Below are 12,140 nucleotides of genomic sequence, written 5' to 3'. Positions count from 1 at the left end.
GAGCTCCCCTCCCCCTTGCGGGGAGGGGTCGGGGGTGGGGGGCCACGAGTCCCGCTCGATGTGACGAGAGCTGGGCAATCATCCACGGGCTCGCTGTTCGTCCGAGACCATGGCCTCACCGCGTCATTGCGAGCGCAGGAAGCAATCCAGAGGCCCGCCCACGACTCTGGATTGCTTCGCTGCGCTCGCAATGACGGTAGTAGCGAGGATGGAGGGCGTCGGCGAGAGCTGCGCCTGCCGTATAGCGCCGGCGAACTCCACGACGGTCAGCGCCCGGAGACCCCCACCCCCGACCCCTCCCCGCAAGGGGGAGGGGAGCGCACCGGCGTCGGGGTGGTGGATCGGATCCAACTAAGAAGGTGGAGTCCAGATATGCGCGGCGTGGCCTCGCTCAGCGCGGCAGATCGGTCTTGCCCATCAGGAACTTGTCGACGGCCTGGGCGCACAGGCGGCCTTCGCGGATGGCCCAGACAACCAGCGACTGGCCGCGGCGCATGTCGCCGGCGGAGAACACCTTCGGCAGCGAGGTCTGGTAGTCCGACAAATTGGCCTTGACGTTGCCGCGCGGGTCGAGGTCGACGCCCAGGCTCTTCAGCAGGCCCTCGTGCACGGGATGCACGAAGCCCATCGCCAGCAGCACGAGGTCGGCATCGAGCACGAACTCGGTGCCGGCGATCGGCTTGAACTGCGCGTCGACGCGCACGCAGTGCAGCTTCTTGACCGCGCCGTTCTCGCCCTCGAACTTCTGCGTCAGCACCGCGAATTCGCGCACCGCGCCTTCGGCCTGGCTCGACGAGGTCCGCATCTTCAAGGGCCAGTTCGGCCAGGTCAGCTCCTTGTTCTCGCGCTCCGGCGGGGCCGGCATGATCTCGAGCTGGGTGACGGACAGCGCGCCCTGGCGCAGCGAGGTGCCGATGCAGTCGGAGCCGGTGTCGCCGCCGCCGATCACGACGACATGCTTGCCACCGGCGAGGATGTCGGTGGCGTTGACGGCCTCGTTGCCGACGCGGCGGTTCTGTTGCGGCAGGAAGTCCATGGCGTAGTGGACGCCGGCGAGATCGCGGCCGGGGATCGGCAGGTCGCGCGGGGCTTCCGCGCCGCCGGTCAGTGCCACGGCGTCGTAATCCTTCAGCAGCGACTTGGCATCGATCCCGTCCTTGCCGCCGACATGGGCGCCGTAGTGGAAGACGACGCCTTCGCCTTCCATCTGCGCGATGCGGCGGTCGATGATGCCCTTCTCCATCTTGAAGTCGGGAATGCCGTAGCGAAGCAGACCGCCGGCCTTGGCGTGCTTCTCATAGACATGCACCTCGTGGCCGGCGCGCGCGAGCTGCTGCGCGGCGGCGAGGCCCGCGGGGCCGGCGCCGACGATCGCGACCTTCTTGCCGGTCTTGACCGCGGCCGGCTCGGGCTTGATCCAGCCCTGCTCGAACGCCTTGTCGACGATGGCGCATTCGATCGTCTTGATGGTCACCGGATTGTCGTCGATGTTCAGGGTGCACGACGCCTCGCACGGGGCGGGGCAGATGCGGCCGGTGAACTCCGGGAAGTTGTTGGTCGAGTGCAGGTTGCGCGATGCCTCTTCCCAGTTGCCGTTGTAGATCAGGTCGTTCCAGTCCGGGATCTGGTTGTTGACCGGGCAGCCGGGCGTGCCCGGCGCGGCCGAGCCGGTGCCGTGGCAATAGGGAATGCCGCAATTCATGCAGCGCGCCGCCTGGTCGCGCAGCTCCTTCTCGGAGAGCGGCACCACGAATTCCTGGAAATGCTTCAGCCGCTCGGCAACCGGCGCGTATTTGCGATCGTGCCGCTCGATTTCGAGAAAACCTGTGACCTTGCCCATGACCTACGACGTCCCTGACTGCTCGGGCCTCATGGTTCGAGACAGCGCTTCCGCGCCTCCTCACCATGAGGGATCAACATTCTGCTTTTCATCCTCATCCTGAGGAGCGGCGTCTTCGCCGCGTCTCGAAGGATGAGGCCCGTCCCTTTCTCACTTCGTCATTGCGAGGAGCCGAAGGCGACGAAGCAATCCAGACTTTCTTCTGGGCCCTGGATTGCTTCGCTGCGCTCGCAATGACGTCCTTGGTTACTTCCGTGCATCAAGCCCCGATCGCGATCTTCGGCTCGGCGTCGGCGTTGGCCGCCATTTCCTTCAGCGCGCGGCGGTACTCGACCGGCATGACCTTGCGGAACTTCGGCGCAAAGTCCTTCCAGTTCGCCAGGATGTCGGCGGCGCGCCTGGAGCCGGTGGCCTTGGCGTGGCGCGAGATCAGGACGTGCAGGCGCTCGACGTCGGACGCCAGCAGGTTCTTGAACACGTCGACCCGGCCATGCGCCTCGAGGTCGCCCATCTGGTGATAGGAAGCTTCCGCGATCATCTCCTCCGACAGCACCGGCTCGAGCTCGACCATCGCCATGTTGCAATGCTTGTCGAAGTCGCCGGCCTCGTCGAGCACGTAGGCGACGCCGCCCGACATGCCTGCCGCGAAGTTGCGCCCGGTCTTGCCGAGCACGACCACGATGCCGCCGGTCATGTATTCGCAGCAATGATCGCCTGCGCCCTCGACGACGGCGACCGCGCCGGAGTTACGCACAGCGAAGCGCTCGCCGGCGATGCCGCGGAAGAAGCACTCGCCGGAGATGGCGCCGTACATCACGGTGTTGCCGACGATGATCGACTCCTCCGGCACGATGCCGGAGTTGCGCGGCGGCTTGACGATGATGCGGCCGCCCGACAGGCCCTTGCCGACATAGTCGTTGCCTTCGCCTTCGAGCTCGAAGGTGACGCCATTGGCGAGCCAGGCGCCGAAGGCCTGGCCGGCGGTGCCCTTCAGGCTGACATGGATCGTGTCCTGCGGCAGGCCGGCATGGCCGTAGATCTTGGCCACCGCGCCGGAGAGCATCGCGCCCGCCGAACGGTCGGTGTTGTTGATCTCGGCCTCGATTCTCACCGGCGCGCCGCGGTCGAGCGCGGGCCTGGCCTGCTCGATCAGTCTGCGGTCGAGAACGGCGTCGAGGTGATGATCCTGCTTCTCCGAGTGGAAGATCTTCTGGCCCGGCGCTTCCTTCTGCTTCACGAACAGCTTTGAGAAGTCGAGGCCCTTGGCCTTCCAATGCGCCACCAGCTTGGACTGGTCGAGCATCTGCACCTGGCCGACCATCTCGTTGAACGAGCGGTAGCCGAGGGCTGCCATGATCTCGCGGACTTCCTCGGCGACGAAGAAGAAGTAGTTGATGACGTGTTCCGGCTGGCCGGTGAAGCGCTTGCGCAGCACCGGGTCCTGGGTGGCGACGCCAACCGGGCAGGTGTTGAGGTGGCACTTGCGCATCATGATGCAGCCGGCCGCGATCAGCGGTGCGGTGGCGAAGCCGAACTCATCGGCGCCAAGGAGTGCGCCGATGACGACGTCACGGCCGGTGCGGAAGCCGCCGTCGACCTGGACCACGATGCGGCTGCGCAGCCGCTCGCGCACCAGCGTCTGATGCGTCTCGGCGAGGCCGATCTCCCACGGCGAGCCCGCATGCTTGATCGAGGTGAGGGGAGAGGCACCGGTGCCGCCCTCGAAGCCCGCGATCGTCACATGGTCGGCGCGCGCCTTGGCCACGCCGGCCGCAACGGTGCCGACGCCGATCTCGGAGACCAGCTTGACCGAGACCTGACCGTCCGGATTGACGTTCTTCAGGTCGTAGATCAGCTGCGCGAGGTCCTCGATCGAGTAGATGTCGTGGTGCGGCGGCGGCGAGATCAGGCCGACACCCGGGGTCGAGTGACGCACCTTGGCGATCGTGGCATCGACCTTGTGGCCGGGCAGCTGGCCGCCTTCGCCGGGCTTCGCGCCCTGCGCCATCTTGATCTGCATCATGTCGGAGTTGACGAGATACTCCGTCGTCACGCCGAACCGGCCCGAGGCGACCTGCTTGATCGCCGAGCGCATGGAGTCGCCGTTGGGCAGCGGCTTGAAGCGGTCGGCCTCCTCGCCGCCTTCGCCGGTGTTCGACTTGCCGCCGATCCGGTTCATGGCGATCGCGAGCGTCGTATGCGCCTCGCGCGAGATCGAGCCGAACGACATCGCACCGGTGGCGAAGCGCTTGACGATCTCCTTGGCCGGCTCGACCTCGTCGAGCGGGACCGGCTTGCGCTTGTCGTCCTCGGCCGACTTGATCCGGAACAGGCCGCGCAGGGTCAGGAGTCGCTCGGACTGCTCGTTGAGCAGCTTGGCGAACGCCTGGTAGCGGTCCTTGGAATTGCCGCGCACCGCATGCTGCAAGGTCGCGACGGACTCGGCGGTCCACGCATGGTCCTCGCCTCGGGTGCGGAAGGCATATTCGCCGCCGACATCGAGCGCGGACTTGTAGACCAGCGCATCGCCGAACGCGTCGCGGTGACGGCGCGTGGTCTCCTCGGCGATCTCGGCGAGGCCGACGCCTTCGACGCGGGTGTGGGTGCCAGCGAAGAACTTCTGCACGAACTCGGCACGAAGGCCGACCGCGTCGAAGATCTGCGCGCCGCAATAGGACTGGTAGGTCGAGATGCCCATCTTCGACATGACCTTGAGCAGGCCCTTGCCGATGGACTTGATGTAGCGCTTGACGACCTCGTAGTCGCTCAGCGCGCCCGGCAGCTTGTCCTTCAGCGCGATGATCGTCTCGAAGGCGAGATACGGGTTGATCGCCTCGGCGCCATAGCCGGCGAGACACGCGAAGTGATGCACCTCGCGCGGCTCGCCGCTCTCGACGACGAGGCCGACCGACGTGCGCAGGCCGGTGCGGATCAGATGATGATGCACGGCAGCGCAGGCCAAAAGCGACGGGATCGGGATCCGGTCGGCCGACGCCATGCGGTCGGACAGGATAATGATGTTGACGCCCTCGCGGACGGCAGCTTCCGCACGGCCGCAGAGATCGTCGAGCACCTGCTCGAAGCCGGCGGCGCCCAGGCTCGCATCGAACGTGGTGTCCAGTGTGCGCGAGACGAAGTGGCTGTCGGAAACCTCCGAGATCGAGCGGATCTTCTCCAGATCCGCATCCGTCAGGATCGGCTGATGCACTTCGAGCCGCTTGGTCGAGGCGACGCCTTCGAGGTCGAACAGGTTCGGGCGCGGGCCGATGATCGACACCAGGCTCATCACCAGCTCCTCGCGGATCGGATCGATCGGCGGGTTGGTGACCTGGGCGAAGTTCTGCTTGAAGTAGGTGAACAGCAGCTTCGGCTTGTCCGACAGCGCCGAGATCGGCGCGTCGTTGCCCATCGAGCCCGTCGCCTCCTCGCCGGTCGCAGCCATCGGGGTCATCAGGATGTTGATGTCCTCGGCCGTGTAGCCGAACGCCTGCTGCCGATCGAGCAGCGGCAGGTTGGTCCGCGCGCCCTTGGTCGGCGCATCCGGCAGCTTCTCGACCTGGATCTGCGTGCGGGCGAGCCACTCGGTGTAGGGATGGCTGGCGGCGAGCTGCGCCTTGATCTCGTCATCCGGGATCAGGCGGCCCTGTTCGAGATCGACCAGCAGCATCTTGCCGGGCTGCAGCCGCCACTTGGTGACGATCTGGTCCTCCGGAATCTTCAGCACGCCCATCTCGGACGCCATCACGATGCGGTCGTCCTTGGTCACGAGATAGCGCGCCGGCCGCAGGCCGTTGCGGTCGAGCGTGGCGCCGATCTGGCGCCCGTCGGTGAAGGCGATCGCGGCGGGGCCGTCCCACGGCTCCATCAGCGCGGCGTGATATTCGTAGAACGAGCGGCGCTCCTCGCTCATCAACGGATTGCCGGCCCACGCCTCCGGGATCATCATCATGACCGCGTGCGGCAGCGAGTAGCCGCCCTGCACCAGGAATTCGAGCGCGTTGTCGAAGCAGGCGGTGTCGGACTGGCCTTCATAGGAAATCGGCCAGAGCCGGCTGATGTCCTTGCCGAACAGCTCCGACGACACCGACGCCTGGCGCGCCGCCATCCAGTTGACGTTGCCACGCAACGTGTTGATCTCGCCATTATGCGCGATCATCCGGTAGGGATGCGCCAGCGACCAGGTCGGGAAGGTGTTGGTCGAGAAGCGCTGGTGCACCAGCGCCAGCGCGCTCTCGAAGTCCGGCTCGTGCAAATCGGCGTAGTACTTGCCGAGCTGGTCAGCCAGGAACATGCCCTTGTAGATCACGGTCCGGCACGACATCGAGCACGGATAGTAGCCCGACATGCCGCGGTCGCGGCGCTGATAGATCGCCTGCGAGATCGACTTGCGCAGGATGTAGAGCTTGCGCTCGAACTCGTCCTCGGTCTTGGCGGCGCCGTTGCGGCCGATGAACACCTGCATGCTGCGCGGCTCGGTCGGCTTGACCGTCACGCCCAGCGAGGAGTTGTCGGTCGGCACGTCGCGCCAGCCGAGCAGCACCAGGCCCTCGTCCTCGATCTGGTCGGCGATGATGCTCTTGATGACGTTCCGCCAGGCCTCGTCGCGCGGCATGAACAGCGCGCCGATGGCGTATTCGCCTGGAGCGGGCAAAGTGAAGCCGAGCTCCTTCGCCTTGCGCGAGAAGAACGCGTGCGGGATCTGCACCAGGATGCCGGCGCCGTCGCCGAAGCGCGGGTCGGCGCCGACGGCGCCACGGTGCTCGAGGTTGCACAGGATGTTCAGCGCATCCGCGACGATCTGGTGCGACTTCTCACCCTTGATGTTGGCGATGAAGCCGACGCCGCAGGAATCCTTCTCCTGCGCGGGGTCATAGAGACCTTCCGCCTCGGGACGCCACGTATGCAGCTCGCGCGTGATCTCGGCCGGTTTTTCGTGCGAATCCACAGCCAGCACCGCGCCGCCCAACTTCCCGTGCTCGACCTTCGATCCGCTCATATCCGTCCCCATCAGTTATTGGTCAGGGCCTTCACCACAGTCCGGTACACAGTCCGGCGCACCCCGGGCGCTGCGCGGGCTCCTCTCCGGAACCAACGCTCGTCCTTCTCAGCGAGCCGCATTTGCAGAGTTCAGGCCAATCACCGGGGGACCACGTCCCCGCTGGATGATCACGGCCTGTTCATGTCGCAACGCCCATGCCGCTAGGCCACTGGGCGCCGTAACATCATTGCAAAGTCTCGGTCACCTTTGCAACGAAATTTTAGACAGCAATTCTGTCCTAAACCGCAAGATGCCAAAGTTTAACCTATCACACAAGGGCACCGGAGTCCCTGGTTCCGGCGTGGTCTCGCCGGCATTCTCCCGGCAAATCTTCCGCTTCTGCCGCTGACCGAACGAGCGAAACCGGCGAGGCGATCACGCGTCGCGCTCGATTTTGCAACACGGCGCCCCGATCCCGCCCACACTCCGACCCAGGACCGCCGGAATCGCGGCAGACCTTCTGCGGCACTTGAAGAAGCGAACAGCTTCACGTGCGGGGGCATGCAGGAGCTTTGAGCCATGAAGTTGCTAGTTGGAGCCGTCTCGGCCTCGTTGATCGCAGCCTTTGCCGCCCAGGCGGAGCCGCTGCCGGGTATGCGCGGGCCGTATACGGCGGTCTCCGATTTCGATGCGCCTTATTCCGAGGCGCCGCCGGCCGTGATCCCGGCGCCGCCGCCGCGCTACGGTTACGGGGCTGGTCCCGATGACGGCTACCGGGAGGAGCGCTACGCGCCGCCGGCGCCGGTATACCGCCAGGATGGCTATCGGCAGGACGGCTACCGTGACGGCTATCAGCAGGACTATGGCTACGCGCCGGCGTTCCTGCCGGTGCATGAGGTCTATGCCATCCTGCGCGACAACGGCTTTTCGCCGCTCGGCGCGCCGCGCCAGCGCGGCAACGTCTATGTCGTGGCGGTGCTCGACCGTCAGGGCGAGGACGGCAAGCTCGTGGTCGACGCCCGCTCCGGTCGCATCATTCGCTTCGTGCCGGCGTTCCAGTGGGGCGAGCAGTACGAGCGGATGCGCTACGAGCCGGCCCCGCGCGGCGGCCTCGACCGCCTGCCAGCACCGACCGTGATCCGGGCCGATCCGCGTATCGTGCCGCCGGCGCCGTTCGCGCCGCGGGTGGCGGCCGTTGCCCCGGCGCAGGCGCCGCGGCCTGCCGCTCCGGCCGTCCGACCGGCCGCGCCGTCGCCGCAGACCGCGGCGCTCGCGCCGAAGCCGGCTGATGCTCCGAAGGCGTCCGTGCCGAAGACCGCCGACATCAAGCCGGCCGAAGCGAAGCCTGCGGATATGAACCCGGCCGAGACGAAGCCGGTGGAAGCTAAAGCCGAGACGAAGGCTGACGCGAAGGCGGTCGATACCAAGCCGGCCGAGCCCAAATCGTCTGATGCGAAGCCGTTGGACGCCAAGCCCGTCCAGTCGGCGGCAGCCGCTCCGCAGACAACCGGATCGATTGCGCCTGCAGCCAAACCGGCGCCGCAGATCCTGCCGACCGCAAAGATGCCGCCGGCGCAAGGGCTGGAGTAACAGCAGCCGGGCACCTCTTGGCTAGCGTTGCGTGAATAGAGCCGCGGGCCGGCGAACATCGCGGAACCATCGACCGAACCCCGCACACAAAAACGCCCCGGTTTCCCGGGGCGTTCGTATTCTGGGAGCTGTTCGGCCTGTTACGCAGCAGCCTTCTCGGCGGTTCCTTCGATCGCCGGCTGCTCGGCTTTCGCATTGGTCGAGATCGGAATGGACCGCGGCTTCTTGGCCTCGGGGATCTCGCGTACGAGGTCGACGTGGAGCAGGCCGTTCTCGAGGCTGGCGTTCTTCACGACCACATGGTCGGCGAGCTGGAAGCTGCGCTCGAACGCCCGGGCGGCGATGCCGCGATACAGCACCTCGCTCTTCTTGCCGTTCTCGTTGGCGGCCTTCTCGCCCTTGATCGTCAGCGTGTTTTCCTTCGCGACGAGGGAGAGCTCATCCTTGCCAAAGCCGGAGACGGCAACCGTGATGCGGTAGGCGTTCTCACCGGTGCGCTCGATATTGTAGGGCGGATAGCCGGGGCTGGGCTCGGCGGTCGCCTGATCGAGCAGCGAGAACAGACGGTCGAAACCGACGGTGGAACGATAGAACGGGGTGAGGTCGTAGGTACGCATTGTCGAAGTCCTCCATTGAGCGACTGTTAGGCAAACCCGCCCGCCATCGGGCCGGGCTGTCGTGCAGCCATGACGGCCTGCACGATCTCGATATGGGTCGGAGGTTTGCACCTTCAAGAGCGCCCAAACGCGCTCTTTTTGCCGTTCCACCCCTTGATTCCCTGGGCCTTTCACCTATTCGATGGGCGCCTCATGACGCTCGTCTCGATTCCCGCCAATCCCGTCCCCGAAAACGCCACCGCCGGCACCATCAAGACCCCTGATGGCGCCGAGCTGCGCTTTGCGCGCTGGGCACCGCCTGCGGGACGCAAGGGCACTGTCTGCGTGTTCACCGGCCGCAGCGAGTCGATCGAGAAGTATTTCGAGACGGTCCGCGATCTGCGCGACCGCGGCTTTGCGGTCGCCATCATCGACTGGCGCGGCCAGGGCCATTCGTCGCGTCGGCTGCGCGATTCCCGCAAAGGCTACGTGCGGTCGTTCTCCGACTACGAAGTCGACGTCGAGACCTTCATTACCGAGGTGGTGCTGCCGGATTGCCCGCCGCCCTACTTCGCGCTGGCGCATTCGATGGGCGGCACGGTGCTGCTGCGGCTCTCCCATGCCGGCAAGCGCTGGTTCGACCGTATCGTCCTGTCGGCGCCGATGATCGACCTGCCGGGCAACCGCACCTCGCTGCCGGCGCGGCTGCTGTTGCGCGCCATGCGGATCGCAGGGCAGGGCGGCCGCTACGTGCCCGGCGGCAATGACGAGATGAGCGGGCTCGCGCCGTTCGTCAACAACCCGCTGACGTCCGATCCCGTGCGCTACGCCCGCAACGCCGCGATCCTCGAGGAGGATCCGACGCTGGGCATCGCCTCGCCCACCGTGGCCTGGGCCGACGCCGCCTTCTCGGCAATGATGACGTTCCGGGGCATGACCTACCCCTCGCAGATCCGCCAGCCGATCCTGATGCTGGCAGCCTCCAGCGACACCGTGGTGTCAACCGCGGCGATCGAGGAGTTCGCCTACCACCTGCGCGCCGGCTCGCATCTCGTCATCGCCGGCGCCAAGCACGAGATCCTGCAGGAGCAGGACCGCTACCGTTCGCAGTTCTGGGCCGCCTTCGACGCCTTCGTGCCGGGCACGCCGCTGTTCGGGTGAACGCAGCGTCGTCGCGTAGACAATCAGCCGCCGCCGACACCTCGGACGATCGTGCCGCGGCCTCCGCAGGTCGGGCACGGCGCCTCATGGAGCCGTCCGCTGCCGTTGCAGTCGGGGCAGACATCCTCGCCGGTGCCCGGTGTTCCGCGTGGCGCCTCATCGCCCGGATTCAGCGTGGCGTCGGAGTCCTGCAGACGCAGGTCGTTGTCGCGTGCGTTCCCGCTCATCGTCTCTCTCCTTGTTGCGATGGATCGTCAACGCGGTCGGCGCGCATGAGGTGCCAAGGCCTTTTGTGAGGCCGGGGCGGCTGCTGGACAGGCCAGGGCTGCCGGTCTAGTCGTGGCATCGTATCACTGGGACGGCAGCAGCAGTGAGTGAACGACGCAAACAATTGCAGGCTCAGGCGCTGCAGGAAGCGGTTCAGGCGCTGCGCGCGCGACAGTTCGCCCGCGCCGAGCAGATCGCAGCCTCCATCCTTCGCAACGTCAAGACCGATCGCGCCGCGTTGCTCGTCTACGCCCATGCGCTGCTCGGCCAGCAGCGCGCCGGCGAGGCGGTCGCGCCGCTGGAGAAGGCCGCGTTGCGCGGTCCCGATCCTGAATTGGAGACGTTGCTCGGCGCCGCCTTGTGCGAGTCCCGGCGCGCAGCCGACGGCCTCGCGCAGTTGCGCAAGATCGCAGCGCGGCGTCCGCCGTATCTGCCGGCATTTCAGGAGCTCGCGGGACGGCTGGCGAAATCCGGCCGGCTCGGTGATGCAATCGGCGTCATCGAGGAAGCGCTGCTCCTGGCTCCCGACAGTGTCGACCTCAAGCTCGATCTCGGGCGGCTCTGCCTGCAGGCCAATCAGCGCGCCCGCGCGCGGGAGAGTTTCGTGGCGGCCCGCGAGGCCGCGCCGGGCCGTCCCGACATCCTGATCGAGCTCGCCTGGGTGCAGTTCCTCGATGGCGACTACGCGGAAGCGGCCGGCACCTACAAGCATGCGCTCGGCCTGCGGCCAGAGGACACCCAGACCCGCGCCAATCTCGCGATGTGCCTGATGGAACTCGGCGACCGCGCCGGCGCCGAGGCGGCGCTACGTACGGTCATGCGCGGCCGGCCGCATCTGCTCAGCCGCGCCGCCTACACGATGGCCGTGAGCTCGCACGGCCGCTTCTTCTTCCGTCCGAGCGACGCCGCCAAATTCCTCGGCGCCAATGGGGCAGGGGCGGTCAAGCCCTGAACTGCTTGCGATACAGGCCCTGCTCGCGCTTGAGCGCATCGCGCACCGTGTGAATCTCGGCAACGTCCTCGTCGGTGAAGGCCGAGGTCTGCATCGTCCACGTCTGCCGCTTCACCGGGATGCACTGTGCGATCGGCGTGCCCCTGGGCAGCACGCCGCGAAACGCGGTGTCGTGCCAGTGCGCCGGGAAATGCACGAAGCTGTCGTGGAAGCGGTCGCTATCGACGAGGCCCGTCACGGTCGTGAACGGCAGGTCGAAGCGGTTGAGCGGATGGGTGAACAGCAGCGACCAGCCCGCGGGCGCCTCGATCGTCCAGAGATTGTGGAACTTCAGCAGGAAGCGGTCGGCCTCGGACAGCGGCGATCCCGTCACCTGCGACACGTCGTGAAAGCTCACCGGCGAGCGTGGAAAGTCGATCGCGCCGCCCGGCGGCAGCTCGTTGTCCCAGCTGATGCCGCCATCCTCGACCTTGAGATCGCAGACCAGCGGAATCAGAAAGCCCGCCGTCATCGCGTCGATGAACGGCGGGCAGCGCTTGACCGTCTGCTCCTCCGCCTGGTTGAGCGCGCTGAACGCCGTCGCCGGCATGCTCTTGACCCAGTCGGGAATGCCCATCGGTGCCGGCAGCGGCTGCGGGATGAGGCCTTCGAGCTCCCGGGGGCAGCGGAATTTCAGCGTCAGGGCATCAGTCTCGGACATCGGCACCGCGGCTCTCCTGTGGTCGACAGGAGAGGTCTACGCTTTCGGCGCCGAAA

General features: G+C 66.7%; 8 protein-coding genes. 3 read left to right on the top strand and 5 right to left on the bottom strand.

Annotated elements, in window-relative coordinates:
- Nucleotides 1-391 precede the first annotated feature (391 nt).
- Together BRAD285_RS27890 and gltB are read right to left on the bottom strand one after the other, a co-directional pair.
- The gene (locus BRAD285_RS27890) at nucleotides 392-1,840 is read right to left on the bottom strand and encodes a glutamate synthase subunit beta (protein WP_006609205.1); all 1,449 of its coding nucleotides are present in this window, start codon (nucleotides 1,838-1,840) and stop codon (nucleotides 392-394) included.
- Between the two features lie 259 nt (nucleotides 1,841-2,099).
- On the bottom strand, nucleotides 2,100-6,836 hold the full coding sequence (gene gltB / locus BRAD285_RS27885; RefSeq protein WP_006609204.1) for a glutamate synthase large subunit: 4,737 nt from the start codon (nucleotides 6,834-6,836) through the stop codon (nucleotides 2,100-2,102).
- Between the two features lie 561 nt (nucleotides 6,837-7,397).
- On the opposite strand from gltB, the gene BRAD285_RS27880 reads away from it, so the two are divergent.
- Nucleotides 7,398-8,408: a hypothetical protein gene (locus tag BRAD285_RS27880; RefSeq protein WP_087877673.1), complete on the top strand. Its 1,011-nt coding sequence runs from the start codon at nucleotides 7,398-7,400 to the stop codon at nucleotides 8,406-8,408.
- 140 nt (nucleotides 8,409-8,548) lie between these two features.
- Here BRAD285_RS27880 and BRAD285_RS27875 read toward each other — a convergent pair whose 3' ends face one another.
- Nucleotides 8,549-9,025: an Hsp20 family protein gene (locus BRAD285_RS27875; RefSeq protein ID WP_006610109.1), complete on the bottom strand. Its 477-nt coding sequence runs from the start codon at nucleotides 9,023-9,025 to the stop codon at nucleotides 8,549-8,551.
- 192 nt (nucleotides 9,026-9,217) lie between these two features.
- Here BRAD285_RS27875 and BRAD285_RS27870 point away from each other — a divergent pair, with 192 nt between their 5' ends.
- Nucleotides 9,218-10,165 carry an alpha/beta fold hydrolase gene (locus tag BRAD285_RS27870; RefSeq protein ID WP_006610108.1) on the top strand — a complete coding sequence of 316 codons (948 nt, stop codon included), beginning with the start codon at nucleotides 9,218-9,220 and terminating at the stop codon, nucleotides 10,163-10,165.
- A 23-nt stretch (nucleotides 10,166-10,188) separates the two neighbouring features.
- On the opposite strand, the gene BRAD285_RS27865 is transcribed toward BRAD285_RS27870, so the two are convergent.
- On the bottom strand, nucleotides 10,189-10,392 hold the full coding sequence (locus BRAD285_RS27865) for a hypothetical protein (protein ID WP_035644924.1): 204 nt from the start codon (nucleotides 10,390-10,392) through the stop codon (nucleotides 10,189-10,191).
- 143 nt (nucleotides 10,393-10,535) lie between these two features.
- On the opposite strand from BRAD285_RS27865, the gene BRAD285_RS27860 reads away from it, so the two are divergent.
- Entirely contained in the window at nucleotides 10,536-11,384 is an 849-nt protein-coding gene (locus tag BRAD285_RS27860) for a tetratricopeptide repeat protein (RefSeq protein ID WP_006610107.1), read from the top strand.
- On the opposite strand, the gene BRAD285_RS27855 is transcribed toward BRAD285_RS27860, so the two are convergent.
- Nucleotides 11,374-12,084 carry a hypothetical protein gene (locus BRAD285_RS27855; protein WP_035644918.1) on the bottom strand — a complete coding sequence of 237 codons (711 nt, stop codon included), beginning with the start codon at nucleotides 12,082-12,084 and terminating at the stop codon, nucleotides 11,374-11,376. The two genes, BRAD285_RS27860 and BRAD285_RS27855, sit on opposite strands and share 11 nt — an antisense overlap.
- Nucleotides 12,085-12,140: the final 56 nt, after the last annotated feature.

The organism is Bradyrhizobium sp. ORS 285 (assembly GCF_900176205.1).
In the GTDB taxonomy this organism is placed as follows: Bacteria; Pseudomonadota; Alphaproteobacteria; order Rhizobiales; family Xanthobacteraceae; genus Bradyrhizobium.
This window is presented reverse-complemented; position numbering and strand designations above follow the sequence as displayed.